The 17,007-nt window shown below is 64.1% G+C and carries 15 protein-coding genes; 10 read left to right on the forward strand and 5 right to left on the reverse strand.

What is annotated here, in order from left to right:
- Positions 1-108: 108 nt before the first annotated feature.
- The 3 genes from E2E27_RS05205 (at position 109) to E2E27_RS05215 (ending at position 3,819) form a co-directional block, all read left to right on the forward strand.
- The gene (locus E2E27_RS05205; protein ID WP_234036195.1) at positions 109-999 is read left to right on the forward strand and encodes a TraB/GumN family protein; all 891 of its coding nucleotides are present in this window, start codon (positions 109-111) and stop codon (positions 997-999) included.
- A 34-nt stretch (positions 1,000-1,033) separates the two neighbouring features.
- Positions 1,034-1,921: an alpha/beta fold hydrolase gene (locus tag E2E27_RS05210; protein WP_141457966.1), complete on the forward strand. Its 888-nt coding sequence runs from the start codon at positions 1,034-1,036 to the stop codon at positions 1,919-1,921.
- A gap of 92 nt (positions 1,922-2,013) precedes the next feature.
- A complete protein-coding gene (locus E2E27_RS05215; protein WP_141457967.1) occupies positions 2,014-3,819 on the forward strand; it encodes a methyl-accepting chemotaxis protein in 1,806 nt (601 codons plus the stop codon).
- A gap of 12 nt (positions 3,820-3,831) precedes the next feature.
- Here the strand turns inward: E2E27_RS05215 and E2E27_RS05220 are convergent, their stop codons facing one another.
- Positions 3,832-4,584, reverse strand: a complete 753-nt coding sequence (locus E2E27_RS05220) for an SDR family NAD(P)-dependent oxidoreductase (RefSeq protein ID WP_141457968.1) — start codon at positions 4,582-4,584, stop codon at positions 3,832-3,834.
- Positions 4,585-4,590: 6 nt separating this feature from the next.
- Entirely contained in the window at positions 4,591-6,018 is a 1,428-nt protein-coding gene (locus E2E27_RS05225; protein ID WP_141457969.1) for an aromatic ring-hydroxylating oxygenase subunit alpha, read from the reverse strand.
- Positions 6,019-6,143: 125 nt separating this feature from the next.
- Between E2E27_RS05225 and E2E27_RS05230 the strand changes: the two genes are divergently transcribed.
- Positions 6,144-6,695 carry a VOC family protein gene (locus E2E27_RS05230; RefSeq protein WP_141457970.1) on the forward strand — a complete coding sequence of 184 codons (552 nt, stop codon included), beginning with the start codon at positions 6,144-6,146 and terminating at the stop codon, positions 6,693-6,695.
- Positions 6,696-6,921: 226 nt separating this feature from the next.
- Here the strand turns inward: E2E27_RS05230 and E2E27_RS05235 are convergent, their stop codons facing one another.
- A complete protein-coding gene (locus E2E27_RS05235; protein ID WP_181443563.1) occupies positions 6,922-7,731 on the reverse strand; it encodes a helix-turn-helix transcriptional regulator in 810 nt (269 codons plus the stop codon).
- 141 nt (positions 7,732-7,872) lie between these two features.
- On the opposite strand from E2E27_RS05235, the gene E2E27_RS05240 reads away from it, so the two are divergent.
- On the forward strand, positions 7,873-8,325 hold the full coding sequence (locus E2E27_RS05240) for an AMP-binding protein (protein WP_181443564.1): 453 nt from the start codon (positions 7,873-7,875) through the stop codon (positions 8,323-8,325).
- Positions 8,234-9,496 (forward strand): AMP-binding protein, encoded by a 1,263-nt coding sequence (locus E2E27_RS05245; protein WP_141457972.1) that lies wholly within the window; start codon positions 8,234-8,236, stop codon positions 9,494-9,496. The genes E2E27_RS05240 and E2E27_RS05245 overlap by 92 nt, the downstream gene beginning before the upstream one ends.
- On the opposite strand, the gene E2E27_RS05250 is transcribed toward E2E27_RS05245, so the two are convergent.
- Complete coding sequence (locus E2E27_RS05250; protein WP_141457973.1) at positions 9,486-10,445, reverse strand: PAS domain-containing protein; 960 nt, start codon at positions 10,443-10,445, stop codon at positions 9,486-9,488. The two genes, E2E27_RS05245 and E2E27_RS05250, sit on opposite strands and share 11 nt — an antisense overlap.
- Positions 10,446-11,024: 579 nt before the next feature.
- Between E2E27_RS05250 and E2E27_RS05255 the strand changes: the two genes are divergently transcribed.
- The 4 genes from E2E27_RS05255 to E2E27_RS05270 all read left to right on the forward strand — a co-directional run bounded on the left by E2E27_RS05255 (position 11,025) and on the right by E2E27_RS05270 (position 16,181).
- Complete coding sequence (locus E2E27_RS05255) at positions 11,025-13,055, forward strand: ribonucleoside-diphosphate reductase subunit alpha (RefSeq protein WP_141457974.1); 2,031 nt, start codon at positions 11,025-11,027, stop codon at positions 13,053-13,055.
- A 532-nt stretch (positions 13,056-13,587) separates the two neighbouring features.
- The gene (locus tag E2E27_RS05260) at positions 13,588-13,779 is read left to right on the forward strand and encodes a hypothetical protein (protein WP_141457975.1); all 192 of its coding nucleotides are present in this window, start codon (positions 13,588-13,590) and stop codon (positions 13,777-13,779) included.
- Between the two features lie 67 nt (positions 13,780-13,846).
- A complete protein-coding gene (locus E2E27_RS05265) occupies positions 13,847-14,896 on the forward strand; it encodes a ribonucleotide-diphosphate reductase subunit beta (protein ID WP_141457976.1) in 1,050 nt (349 codons plus the stop codon).
- 256 nt (positions 14,897-15,152) lie between these two features.
- A complete protein-coding gene (locus E2E27_RS05270; RefSeq protein WP_141457977.1) occupies positions 15,153-16,181 on the forward strand; it encodes a hypothetical protein in 1,029 nt (342 codons plus the stop codon).
- A gap of 405 nt (positions 16,182-16,586) precedes the next feature.
- Here E2E27_RS05270 and E2E27_RS05275 read toward each other — a convergent pair whose 3' ends face one another.
- The gene (locus tag E2E27_RS05275) at positions 16,587-16,955 is read right to left on the reverse strand and encodes an endonuclease domain-containing protein (protein ID WP_141457978.1); all 369 of its coding nucleotides are present in this window, start codon (positions 16,953-16,955) and stop codon (positions 16,587-16,589) included.
- Positions 16,956-17,007 lie beyond the last annotated feature (52 nt).

The following is a 17,007-nucleotide window of genomic DNA, read 5'->3' on the forward strand; positions in this document are numbered from 1 at the left end:
GGGAGTTCGGCTAGCGTTCAGGCGCGCCGCTCTACCGAGTTGCCAAATGATGCAAAGATGGGGCGCACAATGAAGAAGCTGCTGACTTCCCTTTCATTTGTGGCGCTGGTGGCCACACCCCTCGCCGCCCAAGACCCCGAGCCCGAAACCACCAACGCCATCGTCGTCACCGCCCAGCGCTCCGGCGCGCCGATGTGGACGATCGATACGCCCTCCGGCACCATCATCCTCGTTGGCGAGATCCGGGCGATCCCAAAGTCGGTGGCGTGGGAGCCTGCGCGGCTGGAGGAGGCCACGCGCGAGGCCGACCGGGTGATCCTCGGCGCGCGGCCCAAGGTTTCGCCCGGCGATATCTTCCGCCTGATCTTCTCGGGCGGCAAGTTCACCAAGCTGCCCGACAAGACCGTGGCGAGCCAGTATCTCACGCCGGAACAATGGGCGCGGCTCGAAGCGATCGGCACGGCGCAGGACGAGGACTATTCGCGCTCCAGCTTCCTGATGACCTCGTTCCAGCTGCTGTCGAAGGAGCTGCGCTTCAACCGCGACACGGGCGACGACACCACCGATGTCGTGAAGAAGGCCGCCGACAAGGCCGATGTGCCCACCACCCGTGCCGCCACCTTGCGCGGCGAGGACCTGCTCGACAATCTCGCCGCCGCTCCGCCCGAAACGCATATCCCCTGTCTCGCCGCAGCGATGGACGCGCTGGAGGGCGGTCCGGAGATCGTGGCGAAGCGCGGCACCGACTGGCGGCGGTCCGATATTCGCGCGGTGATGGCCAATCCGCTCGAACAGGCACTGGGCAAGTGCTGGCCCTGGGCGGATGACGAGGTGGGGGGCGAACTCCGCACCATCTGGACCGATCGCATCGCCGAAGCCGGCACCGCGAAGGGCACCACGCTCGCGGTCGTGCCGCTAAGAGTGTTGGCGGAAGAGGGCGGAGTGCTTGACCAATTGGACGCACGCGGCTTCGATATCGCCGGACCTGTCTGGAGATGACCGGGCGGGCCGCCACAGAGGAACGCCCGCGCCCATGCCCACCATCACCACCCCCAACACCGGTATCGAAATCTTCTATGAAGAGCAGGGCGCGCCGGACGCTCCGGTGATCCTGCTGGTGATGGGCCTCGGCGCGCAGCTGACCCTGTGGCCGGACGAGCTGGTCGACGCATTGGTGGGCGAAGGCTTCCGCGTCATCCGCTACGACAACCGCGACATCGGCCTCAGCCAGAAGTTCGAAGGCGCCAAGGCCCCGGGCCTTGCGGTGCAGGTGCTGCGCAAGAAGATCGGCTTTCCGGCCAAGGTGCCCTATACCTTGAAGAACATGGCCGACGACGGGATCGGGCTGCTCGATGCGCTCGGGATCGATCAGGCCCATGTCGTGGGCGCCTCGATGGGGGGGATGATCGTGCAGCTGATGGCGATCCACCATCCGGAGCGGCTCCTCACCATGACCTCGATCATGTCGACCACCGGCAACGGCAAGCTGCCCCAGGCCGAAAAGCACGCGATGGAAGCGCTGATCGCGCCGCTGAAGGGCATGGACGAGGAGACGCTGGTGGAACACGGGCTCAACATCGCCCGGAATATCGGCAGTCCCGGCTATCCCTTCGACCCTGCCGATCAGCGCGAGCGGGTGCTGAAGAACATGCGCCGCTCGGTCTATCCGGCGGGGCTGCCGCGTCAGCTTGCCGCGATCATCGACGATGGCTGCCGCCGCTCGCGCCTCGCTGGCGTCACCACGCCGACGCTGGTGATGCACGGCGAGGCCGATCCCTTGGTGAAGCTGGCAGCGGGCGAGGATACCGCGGCGCATATTGCCGGCAGTCGGCTGGTGACGATCCCCGGATGGGGCCACGATTTGCCGATCCCGCTGATCCCGCGCATCGCCAGCGAGATCGCCGCTCACGCGCGAGGGTAGGGCGCTAAGCGCTTTTCCTAGGGGAGGGCGTGCGCATCTTGGCCAGTATTCTGAGGCAACCTCCCGGCTTTCCCGGTCTGGAAGGCTTCGCCATGCTGATCAAGCGACAGGTGCAATTGGGCAGCCGCATCATCATGGTGCTGATCGTTCTGGCCGTGGCGGTCACGGGCGCCACCATCGCGCTGGTGCGCTTTGGAGGGCCGATGACGCAGGAGAATACGCTGCAGGACGTGCTGCTGGCGGACATTCTCCCGCCGCCCGCCTACAGCGTCGAGCCCTTCCTGCTGACCTCGCTGATGGCCGCCAACCCGGCGAGCGTACCGAAGCACATGGAGCGGCTCGACGTGACGCGCGAGGAGTTTCGCCAGCGGCAGGCCTATTGGGCCGAGACTCCGGTGCCGGAAGAACTTCAGGCGCAGGTCGATGCCACCATCGCTTCGGCCGATGCCTTCTGGAAGGTGCTAGACAGCCGCTTCCTTCCGCCTGCGCGCGCAGGCGATGCGGCGCGGATGCGCGCGGTGCACGAAGGCGATTTGGCGAAGGCATACGAGGCGCAGCATGGCCATGTGCTCAAGCTGGTGGCCATGTCCAACGCCTACCGCGCCGATATGGTGGCGCGCAACAATGCCACCACCGCCGCGCTGGTGGCGCTGGCGGGCGTGCTGGTGCTGGCGCTGGCGGCGGCGGTAATCCTCGCCGCGCGCCGCATCCGCGACCGCGCGATCGAGCCGATGGCGCAGATGTCGAACGCGATGGAGGCGATGGCCGGGGGCAATCTCGACGTGCCCGTCCCAGGCGTCGGTAGGACCGACGAGATCGGCGCGATGGCCGCCGCGCTCGAGGCGTTCCGCGCCGCCGCGGTCGCCAGCCGCGCCGCCGAACACGATCAGCGCGCGATCGTGCGCTCGCTGGGGGAGGCGCTCGCCGCGCTTGCCCGCAAGGATCTGGAATACCGCTGCGGCGATGGCTTCCCGCCCGATTACGCCGTGCTGCGCGAGGATTTCAACACCGCGCTCGAAGCGCTGTGCGAGGCTATCGCGCGGGTGCGGCTGGGATCGACCGGGGTCGAACGCTCGATCGCCGAAATCCGCGCCGCGACCGAGGATCTCGCTTCGCGCAACGAAGTCCAGGCCTCGCGCCTTGCCGAGACCGCGCAGGCGCTGTCGGCGGTGACCGGCGCGATCGGGCAGATCTCGCATGACGCGCAGGCCATGCATTCCGCCATGTCCGAAGCAAGCAGCCGCGCGCGCGACGGGCACGAGGTGGTGCAGCGCATGGTCGCGGCGATGAATGCCATCGCGCGTTCCTCGCAGGAGATCGCGACGGTGATCGAGGTGATCGATTCGATCGCTTTCCAGACCAACCTGCTCGCCTTGAACGCCGGGGTCGAGGCCGCGCGCGCGGGCGAGGCGGGGAAGGGCTTTGCCGTGGTGGCGACCGAAGTGCGCGGGCTGGCGCAGCGCTCTGCCGAGGCGGCCGAGCAGATCCGCAAGCTCATCTCGGGCAGCGGCGCGGAGGTGGCCGAAGGCGTGAAGCTGGTGGGCGAAAGCGGCACCACGCTGAGCCAGATGGTCGCCAGCGTCGATTCCATCGGCGGGCTGATCGCCGCGATCTCGCACTCGGCGCAGAGCCAGTCGCAGCGGCTGAGCGAGGTCGATCATGCGGTGGCGGCGATGGACCGGATGACGCAGGCCAACGCCGCGATGGTCGAGGAATGTTCGGCCTCCACCCGGTCGCTGGCGGACGAGGCGCGAGCGCTGATCGCCGAAGTCGCGGCGTTCCAGACCCGCGGGTTCGAACGGGCGGTCGATCCCGCCGTCGGCAAGACCATGCGGCGCGACAGTCTCGCCGCAGAGGTCGCCTTGCCCCGCCGCAAGGCACTACCACGCGCGGCGTGAACTTCTGACGCGCTACAGCGTCTGTCCGTCGTCGAGCACGAAGTCCGCGCCCGTCACGAACGCGCTCGCGTCCGAGCACAGGAACAGGATCATCGCGTCGAGCCCCTCTTCGCCCATCAAGCGGCGCTTGGGGAACTTTGCGATCTGTTTCTGCCCGCCCTCGGTATCGAACCAGGCATCGTTGATCGCGGTGCGGATATAGCCGGGGGAGACGGTGTTGACGTTGATGCCCGTGCGCGCCCATTCGCGCGCCAAAGTGCGCCCCGCCTGCACCACGCCCGCCTTGCTCGCGGCATAGGCGACGAGGCCGGGGGAGGGCTCGAACGCGGTGATCGAGGCGATCAGCACGATCCTGCCATTGGTGACGCCGTGCGCCATCATCCGCTTCGCGCCTTCGCGGGCTGTCAGGATTGCGCCCTTCAGGTTGATCGCGAGGGTCTGTTCGATCTCCTCCTCGGAAATGGTCGTCGCCATGCCCGCGCCGTCCACCCCCGCATTGGCGATCACCGTGTCGACCGGGCCGAAGGCGGCTTCTGCGGCGTCGAACCCGGCGATGATGTCGGCCTCGCGCGCGACGTCCATGCGGATCGCGGCGGCGTTGGGGCCGATTTCTTCGACGAGCGCTTCCAGCCGGTCCGCCCGCCGCGCTCCCAGCGCCACATTCGCGCCGCTTGCGGCAAGGATGCGCCCGAAGCGGGAACCGAGGCCCGATGACGCGCCGGTGACAAGCGCGGTGCGCCCGGTGAGGTCGAAGGAGAAGCTCATGCGGGGTTACTTAGCCGCAGGCAGTTCCCCGTTCACGTATTTCATCAGTGTCGTCTGGAAGTGGCGCACGCGGCTGTCCTGATAGTGGCCGAGCTCCATCAGTCCGTCCTTCATCGCCTTCATGCCTTCCTGCACGTAAGGCAGGTTCGCCATGTCCTGATCGAAGACATTGGCCAGCTGCGGCCCCATGATGTCGTTGGCCCAGGCGAAAGGCTCGTCATCGGGGATGTAGGTCATCGCCACCGCGCGGGGGCGTTCCTCGCCCTTGGGGGTGGGGAACAGCAGGCGGATTTCCATGATGCACCAGTCGGGCGTGTCACCCGGCAGCCAGCGATAGACCAGCGTCGGCAGGAAGCCGATCCACGGCGCGAAGTTAGGGAAGATGTTGTAGGTGAAATTGTCGAGAATCTCGGTGTCGGCGGCGTCCGAATAGTCGTAGCCATATTGGCCGGCGAACCCCTTGCGCCCCGCCTCGGCCAGCACCTTGCGCGCGGCGAGCGGATCGTCGGGATCATAGCTGTCGTCGGTGCCGTCGCTCGCGGAGAATCGCCGGTTGGTGCGCGCGTCCTGCCCGCCCGAAAACTCGTTCATCTTCTCCAGCACGTAGTCCGAATTCTTGCCCTTCACGTGCGGGCTGAGGACGCCCGACGGCGTGATCGCGCGGTTGAAGTGGTCGCCGATCAGGTCATAGCGCGTGTTGGCATCGCCGAGGAAGGCGAGCAGTTGCGGGTGGGTGGTGATCGAGTGCCAGGCTTCCATGAAAGCCTCGGCCGTCGCCTTCCAGTTGGCGGGGATCTTCTTCTGCACCCACATGCCGGTATAGCGATTGGCGAAGTCATACCGCTCGTAATGCGAAGCTGCCGGGCCGAGCCAGGTCTTGAAATCGGGCAGGTCGTGGTTCTCGGTGAGCATCACAAAGCCCTGCCACAGTTCGACGCGCGCCTGCGGCAAGTCCATGTCCTTGCCTTCGAGGTGCTTGAAGTCCCACGCGCAGGGGATTTCCTTGAGGCTCCCGTCGTTCCTCCACGTGAACCCGTGGAACGGGCAGCGTAGCTGCACCGACGCGCCGCTCTCGGTGCGCAGCTTGCGGCCGCGGTGGAGGCAGGCGTTGTAGAAGGCCTTCACGCTGCCATCCTTCTGGCGGATCAGCAGGAAGCTCTTGCCGGCGATGTCGAACACCACGGTGTCGCCCGCATCGGGCATCTCGTCCTCGCGCGCGGCGAAGAGCCAGACGTTGGGCCACATCTTCTCGCGCTCCAGCGCGGCGAATTCCTCCGAGATATAGGGCGCGACCGGCAGGGGATCGTCGCCCATGTCGATATGGGTTTCCTCGAAGAGGTAGTCCGGCGCGCGGCGGGTGTCGCCGTTGAGCATGTCGGTATAGCTGATGCCGGGGCAGCGGTCAGCGCGGGCTAGGTCCTTGATCTCGTTCATCGGCCTGATGCGTCCTCTTGCGGGGGGTGGCCCCCGTCCCTCGTCCTCGCACTTTGTGCAGTGTCGTGAGCGGAGAATATCACACAGGTTCCGACGCGGGGCACACTATCGGATTGGAGAGGAACATGGGCCTTTCGGGCAAAATCGCGTCGCTGGGCGAGGTGATGCAGCTGGCTTTCGTGCCCGAGGATTTCGACGCGGCGGTGCGGCACTGGACCGAAGTCATGGGCGTGGGGCCGTTCTTCCTGATCGAGGGCATTCATCTGGACGGCATGAAATACCGCGGCCAGCCGACCGAGGCGGTGTTCGACCTCGCGCTCGCCTATTGGGGCGAGATGCAGATCGAACTGATCCGTCCGCGCGACGATCACCCCTCGATCTACACCGGCGAATATGCGCGGGTCGGCAACGGGCTGCACCACGTGTGCATTCTGGTCGACGACATCGCCGAGGCAAGGCGGGTCTGCGCCGAGGCGGGCGCGGAAGTGATGATCGAGGGGACGTTTGGGACGAGCGAGGTGATCTATGTCGATCCCGGTGCCAAGAATGGTGGTGGGGGCCCGGGCACGCTGGTGGAGATTCTCCAGCAGGCCAACGATGGGCCGGACCTGTTCGGGATGATCAAGGCAGCGGGCGTGGGCTGGGACGGGAGCGAGCCGCTGAGGCGGTTGGGGTGACCTTGCCCCCTCCTCTTCAGAGGAGGGGGTTGGGGGTGGTGGCGCGGGCCATAGGCACACGCGCTGCCGCAAGGCACCACCCCGCTGCGACTAACTCCGCTTCGCTCCATAAGTCTCGCGACCCTCCTCTGAAGAGGAGGGCGAATAGTGCGCTAACCCGGCCCGCAGGCGCTCGATCCCGCAGGGATCGAAACGCGCCGAGGAGGAACGCGCGGAGGCGCGTTCCCTAATCAGACGCCCCCAAGTAACCCAATTGCCCCGCCTTGAAGATCGTCTGCGCGCGGTTGACGCTGTCGAGCTTCTCGCCCGCGCGGTGGATGTGGTAGCGGATCGTCGCGTGCGACCGGTCGAGGATCATGCTGATTTCCTTGTCGGTCTTGCCGATCGCCGCCCAGCGCAGGCACTCGACCTCGCGTTTGGACAGCACGCAGTCCGACGGGATGCGCCGCTTGGTGCGGTGCGCCTGCACATAGCCTGCGACGAAGCACCGCGTCACCATCGCGAACAGTGCACCATATTCGGCGAATTCGGCCGAAAGGTCTTCCTTGTCGCGCTCCATCGAGATGAAGCTGCTGGCGGAAATCTGGCCGAAGGGCAGGTGCACCGGAATCACGATCGCCGCCTTGCACAGCGCCCGGCGCTCGAAGTCGTTGAGGTCGATCTCGGCGAGGTAGTGGTTGCGCCAGCGGGTGTTGAAGCCGTGGGCGTTGACCCAGAAGGGCTCGCTTTCATAGCGGCAGGCACGTGGCAGCGGGGAGTGGAGCGCCAGCCGGTGATCCTCCCACCAGCGCGCACCGTCATCCAGCCAGCGGAAGATATCGGCGTTGAGGATCGTGCCGTCGGCATCGACCATCGGTTCCTTGGAGGAGATGTCGTCGCACACCGCGATCTGCATCCCGCGTTCCTGCGCGATCCGGGCGAGGTTCACGGCCGCATCATGGATGTCCTCGGGGCAGGTGATTGTGACCTGCTCGAGCAATTGCTCGAGCGATTCGCGCCCCTGCGGCGTGCGCAGTTCGACAACATTGGTAGCCATGATCCGGTCAGCTCCTCTCCAGCCCCGTCCGTGCGCCCCGATTCGCGAGACTAATCGCGTTTTTCGGATTGTCCTCATCATTTACGTAGGGGAACCGCGCGCGCGGCGGGGCTAGCGAAAATGATGAGGAGACGATTGGCGATGGCATTTGCGGGTGCGAATTTCGGGGCGGTGCTGAAGGCGCTGGCGGCGGCGATCCCGCCCGGCAGGCCTGCGCTGGTGCATGGCGAGCGGGTGATTGGCTGGGGCGAATTCGACGCCGTGACCGACCGGATCGCCGCCGGACTGCGCGCGCGGGGCCTTCAGCCGGGGGACATCGCCGGGCAGATGCTGCGCAACACGCCCGAATATCTGCTGGCCTATTTCGGCTGCGTGAAGGCGGGGGTGGTGCCCGTCAATGTGAACTACCACTACAAGGCCCGCGAGCTGGCGGACATTTTCAGCCGCTTCGGATTGCGGGCGCTGTTCACCGAGAGCGATTTTGCCGATCTCGCGCGCGGCGATGCCGGAGGGCACGCTGACGGTCGATGTCGGGGGCGCCGACTGGGCCGCGCTGTGCGACACGCCGCTGCCTGCCGGTTTCGCGGTGCATGACGACCCCCAGGCACTGTTCCTCACCGCGACGGGTGGCACCACGGGAATGCCCAAGGCGGTGATGTGGCCGATGGATCAGGCGTGGCAGGCCTTCAATATCGGCGTCTGGCAGCGCCCGCCGGGTACCCCGCCGCTGGTCGCGGGCTCGCTGGCGGAACAGGTCGCCGAGGCTGTCCGCATCGGTCCCGATCATCCGGCCAGCACCTCGCCGCTGCTGCTGCTCTCGCCGCTGATGCACGGGGCAGGGCAGTTCACCGCGGTGATCCACCTGCTCAAGGGCGGCACGCTCGCGCTGCTGCCTGCGCCCAAATTCGATGCCGATCTGGCGCTGGACGAGATTGCGCGCCTCGGGGCGAGGGGAGCTTTCATCGTCGGCGATGCCTTCGCCCTGCCGCTCGCCGACCGGCTCGATGCGCGCGGAGATGCGGGCGCGGTGCTGGCGAGCCTGCGCCAGCTGGTATCGTCGGGCGCGGTGTTCTCGCCTGCAGTAAAGGCGCGGCTGATCGCCCACGCGCCCCACCTGACGATCGTCGATGCGCTGGGATCGTCGGAAAGCTCGGGCACGGGAGTCATCATCACCAGCGCGCAGGGGAGCACCGGCGGGGGCAAGTTCCAGCCGCTCCCGGGCCGCGAGACCAAGCTGTTTGACGAGTTCCACAACGAAATCCCGCCCGGCAGCGACGGCGTCGGCATCGTCGCGCGCACCGGCCCGTTGCCTCTGGGCTATCTCGGTGAGGACGCAAAGAACGCGGCAACCTTCCCGGTCATCGGCGGGAAGCGCTGGCTGATGACCGGCGACCGCGCGCGCTGGGCGGCGGACGGCAGCCTCGCATTCATCGGGCGCGACAACATGTGCATCAATACCGGCGGCGAAAAGGTCTTTCCCGAGGAAGTCGAGGCGGTGCTGCTCGATCATCCGTCGGTGAAGGATGTGCGCGTCGTCAGCCTTCCCGACGCGAGGTTCGGTCGCAAGATTGTCGCCGTGGTGGAAGCGGAGGGCGAGATCGACCAGACCGCGCTCGACACCCATGCCCGCGCGGGGCTGGCGGGCTACAAGATCCCGCGCCGCTATATCCTCACCGACCGCTCGCTCAGGCTCAACAATGGCAAGCCCGACTACAAGACCGCGCAGGCCATCGCCGACGCGGCGGCGGAGGGCGCTACGCCGTAATCGGCAGGCTGGCGACCACCACCGGGCCGTGATCGTGCCAGCTGGTGGTGATCGTGCCGCGATGCGCTTCGACCGTCATCGCAATCAGATCGAGCCCCTGACCGCCTTCGCGCGAGGTCTGGCCGACGGGCTGCACCGAGGTCTCCTCCCAGGTCAGCATCAGCCGCCCATTTTCCTCGCGCGCCCGCACGGCAATCGCGCCGCCATGGTTCATCGCGCCATGCTTGGCCGAATTCATCGCCAGCTCGCCGATGATCAGCGCCACCGCATCGGCCTGCGCGCGTTCGACCAGCACGGGCTCGACATCGTCCAGTTTGACGGTGCAGGCCGAAGTGTCGAAGGGCTTCACCAGCGCAGGGATCAGCTCGCTCACGTTGCGCGGCACATCGGGCGAGGTGAAGAACGCCTGCGCGGTGCCAAGCGCCAGCAGCCGCGCGTTCATCTCCTTGGCGAAGGTCTCGTGCTCGCGGTTGCCCATCGCGAAGACGCTGATGAGGCCGCAGACCATCGCATAGGTGTTCTTGAGCCGGTGGCGCAGCTCGTCCGCCGCGACCGCCAGCTGGCGCCGCTGGAATTCGGCCTCGGTGACGTCGCGCGAGATCGCGAGATAGCCGACATGTTCGCCTTCGGGCGAGGTGACGCGCGAGACGGTAACGTTCCACCAGCGCGGCGCACCTTTGGCGGTTGGGCAGAAGGCCTCGAAGCGCACATTCTCTCCGGCCTGCGCCCGCGCCAGCGAATCCGTGATCAGCGCGCGGTTATCTTCGGGCCACAACCCGCTCCATTCGCGGCCATAGATGGCGCTGCTGTCGTCGATCTCCATCGCGCAGATGCCGTTGGAGTTCATCCACAGTACCTTGCCCGCAAGATCGATCAGCTTCACGCAATCGACGCTCTGGTCGAGCACGTTGGCGAGCGCCTCTGCCGAAATGGTGGCTGTCTTGAGCATGAAAAATGTGTCCCCTCACTGCCCGCCGAAATCGAAGCGCCTTGCGCCGACGTTTGCGGGTCAGGAAAGACGCTAACTCGCATGAGGGCAAGCGGTTCCGCAGCTTTCTTGCGCAACAATCATGCCGTGGCCCGTGCAAAAGATTCACGGGTGGATTCGAATGATTCACTCCCCATATTTTTCTTCACAGATTCAATTTTGGGGTTGCGGGCTGCGCGACTCAAGCTTGGTCCACGCGTCGCGGGCCGGACACCCGGCTGAAACCGGGCTGTCATGGTAACTAAGTGCTTAAACGCCCGTTGACGGGAGTCCCGGGGTGATTCATCATCTAGTGGTTCGGCGCTGATCGGACCCCCAAGCCTTGGTGAAACGTCCCCGCCCCGTGAGAGGGCAGAGGAAGGACGATTCGCTCCGGTCCGGGGGCACGGCGAGAGGTTCCGGATGGGATCGACCGATGCGACAACGGGGCCGGAAACGGTGCACCCTGTTGGCAAGTCTGTGGACCAAGCGGTATAGAACAGAATCGGAACATGGCCCCTTGTGTCATGGTGCCGATTCGGGGGACAACAGGGGCTTCAGATGGATTTCAAGGCGAGCGACAACGTGTCGGATGAAGTGACGAATGAACTGGACGCCGGCACGCCTGCCGCGCCCGCCGAAGCGAACAATGAAAAGGCAGTGACCATGAAGACGACCGATGCCGGTTCCGATGTGCTGATCGCCGCGAAGGCGGGCGAAGCGCTCGCCGGCGCGATGGCGGAGGTGGCCAAGGCCGCCGCCGTGCACGACAGCAAGAAGGTCAACGACCGCCGTTTCACCATCGTCACCGATGCGAGCCGCGATGCGCGCCTCACCGATTTCGGCAAGGAAACGCTGACCGATCGCTATCTGCTGCCGGGAGAGACCTATCAGGATCTCTTCGCCCGCGTCGCGGATGCCTATGCCGACGATGAAGCGCACGCCCAGCGCCTCTATGACTACATCTCGAACCTGTGGTTCATGCCCGCAACCCCGGTGCTCTCGAACGGCGGCACCGCGCGCGGCCTGCCGATCTCGTGCTACCTCAATTCGGTCGAGGACAGTCTCGAAGGGATCGTCGGCACCTGGAACGAAAACGTGTGGCTCGCCAGCAAGGGCGGCGGGATCGGCACCTATTGGGGCAATGTCCGCGGGATCGGCGAGCCGGTCGGCCTCAACGGCAAGACCTCGGGCATCATTCCCTTCGTGCGCGTGATGGATTCGCTGACGCTGGCGATCTCGCAGGGCTCGCTGCGGCGCGGCTCGGCGGCGTGCTATCTCGACATCAGCCACCCGGAAATCGAGGAGTTCCTCGAAATCCGCAAGCCTTCGGGCGACTTCAACCGCAAGGCATTGAACCTCCATCACGGCGTGCTCGTCACCGACGAGTTCATGGAAGCTGTGCGAGAAGGCGCCGAGTTCACCCTGCGCAGCCCGCGCGACGGGTCGGAGCGCGGCAAGGTCGATGCGCGCTCGCTGTTCCAGAAGCTGGTCGAAACCCGCCTCGCCACGGGTGAGCCCTATATCGTCTTCAACGACACCGTGAACCGCATGATGCCCAAGCATCACCGCGATCTCGGCCTCAAGGTTTCGACCTCGAACCTGTGCTCGGAAATCACGCTGCCGACCGGCATCGACCACCTCGGCAATGACCGCACGGCGGTGTGCTGCCTCTCCTCGCTCAACCTCGAAACCTGGGAAGAGTGGAAGGGCGACAAGCAGTTCATCGAGGACGTGATGCGCTTCCTCGACAACGTGCTGCAGGACTATATCGACCGCGCCCCGGACGAGATGGCCCGCGCCAAGTATTCCGCCGCGCGCGAACGCAGCGTCGGGCTCGGGGTGATGGGCTTCCACTCGTACCTGCAACAAAAGGGCGTCGCCTTCGAAAGCGCGATGGCCAAGGCGCTGAACCTCCAGATGTTCAAGCATATCCATTCCAAGGCCTCGGAAGCCTCGATGCTGCTGGCGCAGGAGCGGGGCCCGTGCCCCGACGCCGCCGACATGGGCGCGATGGAGCGCTTCAGCTGCAAGATGGCGATCGCGCCGACCGCGTCGATCTCGATCATCTGCGGCGGCACCTCGGCCTGCATCGAGCCGATCCCGGCCAATATCTACACCCACAAGACTCTGTCGGGCAGCTTCATCGTCAAGAACCCCTATCTCGAAAAGCTGCTCGAGAAGAAGGCGAAGAACTCGACCAATGTCTGGAACTCGATCCTCGAACGCGGCGGGTCGGTCCAGCACCTCGACTTCCTGACGCCGGAGGAAAAGGCGGTCTACAAGACCAGCTTCGAGATCGACCAGCGCTGGCTGCTCGAATTCGCCGCCGACCGCACGCCCTATATCGACCAGGCCCAGTCGCTGAACCTGTTCATCCCGGCCGATGTCGACAAGTGGGACCTGATGATGCTGCACTATCAGGCGTGGGAACGCGGCATCAAGTCGCTCTATTACCTGCGCTCCAAGAGCGTGCAGCGCGCCGGCTTCGTCGGCGGGGTCGAGGCGGACAACACCTCGCAAGCTCCCAGGATCGAACTGAGCGCCGCGGGCGAGCAGACCGATTACGAGGAATGCCTGAGCTGCCAGTAACAGGAGAAATTCGAGTTTCCGGTGCGAGCCGGAAAAAACTGAGGCCCGGACCAGCGCTAACTGGACCCGGGCCTCTGACACCAACCCCGAGGGGCGGCTGCCGTTACAACCACACAATGTGATTTCGCTGTGGGTCAGTCAATCCCTTGGGGCAACTTATGGAGCTTTAAATGTCCCAGTACTCCCCTCAGCAATTGGATATAATTTTTGCCCGCACGACGAGACCGTTGAACGCCTTGCTCGCTACGCATCATCCTCGCGATGCGGCTGTGGACGAGCATGGTAATGTGATTGCTCGGTCGCGATATGGTGACTTTAAGTCATCATATGGATGGGAGGTCGACCATCGCGTCCCGACGGCGCTTGGCGGCTTGGGCGTGCTGGCAAATCTCAGAGCGCTGTCCTGTCCGGCTAATCGGCGCATGGGTGGCATTATCGGTAATGTGCTGAACGCGCTCAGATAAATGTAACGAGGAGAGTCTGGGGTGTCAGATAATTTCATCCCAGACTCTTTCTTCAAAAGGGGGGAAGCATGAACCTGCCATTCGCCGTCGCCCTGCTGGGCCTGTTGGTCAGCGTCTGGTTCGCCGTCCAGTCGGTGCGCGAGCTGAAGCGCGGCAAGCCCGGCCACGGGCGCAACGCCGCGGTGATCCACATCGCGATGATCACCATGCTGGTGCCCTTCTGCCTGATCGTGATGGCCTATTACTGGCCTTTTGCCTGACCCCTGAATCCACCGGCGCCCGCGCGCCGTATGTGCTACACACCATCCACCTTAGGAGTATCCGCCCATGTCGCTGCTCGAAGCCCGCTCGACCTACAAGCCGTTCCAGTACCCCTGGGCCTATGATTTCTGGAAGCGCCAGCAGCAGATCCACTGGATGCCCGAAGAAGTGCCGCTGGGCGAGGATTGCCGCGACTGGGCGCAGAAGATCACCGAGAACGAGCGCAACCTGCTCACCCAGATCTTCCGTTTCTTCACCCAGGCCGATGTCGAGGTGCAGAACTGCTATCACGAAAACTACGGCCGGGTGTTCAAGCCCACGGAAGTGAAGATGATGCTCGCCGCCTTCTCCAACATGGAGACGGTGCACATCGCGGCGTACTCGCACCTGCTCGACACCATCGGGATGCCCGAAAGCGAATACAGCGCCTTCCTCGAATATGAGGAAATGAAGGACAAGCACGACTTCCTCGGCCAGTTCGGCGTCGAGAGCGACGAGGACATCGCCCGCACGCTCGCGGCCTTCGGCGGCTTCACCGAAGGGCTCCAGCTGTTCGCCAGCTTCGCCATGCTGATGAATTTCCCGCGCTTCAACAAGATGAAGGGCATGGGCCAGATCGTCAGCTGGTCGGTGCGCGACGAGAGCCTGCACTGCGAAGGCATCATCAAGCTGTTCCACACCTTCTGCGAGGAACGCCAGTGCCTCACCAAGGCGGTGAAGGAAGACCTGATCGACATCTGCCAGAAGACCGTGCGGCTGGAAGACGCCTTCATCGACCTCGCCTTCGAAATGGGCCCGATCAACGGCATGAGCGCCAAGGAGATCAAGCGCTACATCCGCTACATCGCCGACTGGCGCCTGAAGCAGCTCGGCCTGCAGGAAATCTACATGATCGAGGAACACCCCCTCCCCTGGCTCGCGCCGCTGCTGAACGGGGTGGAACACGCCAACTTCTTCGAAACCCGCGCGACGGAATATTCGAAGGGCGCGACGCGGGGCGACTGGAACACCGTGTGGTCGTCGTTCGACAAGCGACAGAAGGCGAAGGCTGTGAACGAGGATGGACTTGGCGATGAGGCCGAGGCCGGGCTGTTTGGGGCTGAGGCTGCGGAGTAAGGGGGGTGCGCTTTCGGTCAGAGATCGAGCGGCAGATCTTTACTCATGTTTCGAACTGTGGAGGAGATCATTGTGCCTGTGGTAACAGATGGCCGCATTTCGATGAAGACGAAGCACTCGCAGCGGCTGAGGATTTGGTCAAGCGAGGGTTATTAGTCGGTGGCTTCCCGCCAAATCCGAGCAGGAAGTACGGGATAGATTGGGGGTATCTCGCATTGCCTAGGTCGAACCTTAGGGCACTATCAGAGGACGGCCTGTGAAGCCTAAAGTCACTTTTATCGAGCAGAGTGGGCCAGTCGGTGAATATGGGCGCGCTCTCTACGCTATTGCTAGATCCGTTATCAGGGCGCTGATCGATTCATTGTCAAATGAGGACCTCACTGACCTAAATACGCCGATTGAATTTGTGACATTGAGGCAACTCGCTAAAATTGCACGTGTAGATCTTGACAAAGGGATGAGAGGCGATGGCTTCGAATGGGCTGTCCACGAAGCGTTGCTTGGGGGCGAGCCAACCGTGGCGGAAACAGTTTATCGCGCGATGAAGCGTGCCGCACCGAAACTTCGCGATGAGGCACCCACTTCGCTAATGTTCGGCCAGGAACGCGCGAAATATCTCGGGTTCATGGATGCCACTATTGACCAGGCTGGCGGCGCAGATGCGTTGCTTCTGCCCACAGGAAGTGGTCGTCCCTTTCGCTTCGCTAACTATATCCCGACGGCTGCACAGGGATACGTCGCCGAGGCGTATCTGCCCGACCGAATCAAAAAAGTCTGGAAGATAGACCTCTTCTTGTCGACTCAAGATGATGCACGTCACTTGGCTGCTACCGTCAAGAGTAACTTCGACCTGCTTGAGGGCGGGAATGGCCTGAGGGTTGCGATCGTTCCAGAATCTACCCACCCTGCTAATGCTTCAGGTGTTTTTTATGATCAGAAGAGCCAACTATGGGTAGCCAGTCTAGCAGATCCTAATGGCTTTATGGGCCTGTTTAACGATGGCTATCATGCTGTAATGCGTGCTCTTTGCACCATTGGGAAGCAGCCAAGGCCCCCATATTACATTAAGCCGAGTGCGAAGGCCCAGAAACTAGAAGAGCAGCTTATAAAATACGCGGGTGCGAGTGTTTTGGAAGTTGAGGCCGCATTGGATGAAGCAGCTCAACAAAATTTGGTCGGTGTAACGCATGCATTGATAGGCGTAAACGCGCCTGATTGGCTGAGAATGAAAACTCTAGCACCGAAAATAATCAGCCCTAAACCTAGATTTATCAAGCTCGATTAAATTTCGTGTTTCTTCTTTCTAACCTATACATCCTGCGAGAGAGGTTAAGGATCGGCCAATAGGGTGCTTTCGGCTCGCGGCGCACTCCAAAAACCTCGGCGTAGGCCCATCCCGCTGCGACTAGGCGGCAGAGCCGCCAAGTCTCGCTCCCTTCCCGCCTGCGGGAAGGGTTGTCGCCGATGTCCGATCCCTTGGTGGGGGCAGGAAGGGTTGTCGGAGAAACCCGATCCCTCGCGCTTGGCGCCGGTAGTCCCCCTCCCGCCTGCGGGAGGGGTTAGGGGTGGGCGCGGGGCCATTGTGGCTGGCGGGTCTGTCTCGACACCTCGGCGCAGGCCCACCCTGCTGCGACTAACTTCGCCTTTGGCTCAGTAAGTCCCGCGACCCTCCCGCAGGCGGGAGGGTTGGTCAGCGCTCCGCCTTCAAACTCCGCAGCCGCTCGACCTCCTGGCAAACCGCGGTCACCACGCCCTCGATGTTTGCGTGCACATCGTCGTTGGTGAAGCGCAGGACGGTGAAGCCATGCGCTGCCATCCACGCATCGCGGCGCACGTCGCGCTCGGGCGCGACATCGTGGCTGAAGCCGTCGAGTTCCAGCACCAGCTGTAGCTCGCGGCACAGAAAATCGGCAAACCACGGCCCGACCGGAATCTGGCGGCTGAACTTTGCGCCGATCTGGCTGCGGGCGAGAAACTGCCACAGCGCCCGCTCCGGCCCCGTCGCCTCACGCCGCAGCGTGCGCGCGCGGGCGGTATCGCGGGGCTTCCAGTCAGGCATTTCAACGCGATATCGCAAGCCGGAGTTCGCGGCAAGGCAGGCCCACCCCCAG

It is taken from the genome of Porphyrobacter sp. YT40, from assembly GCF_006542605.1.
GTDB lineage: Bacteria > Pseudomonadota > Alphaproteobacteria > Sphingomonadales > Sphingomonadaceae > Erythrobacter.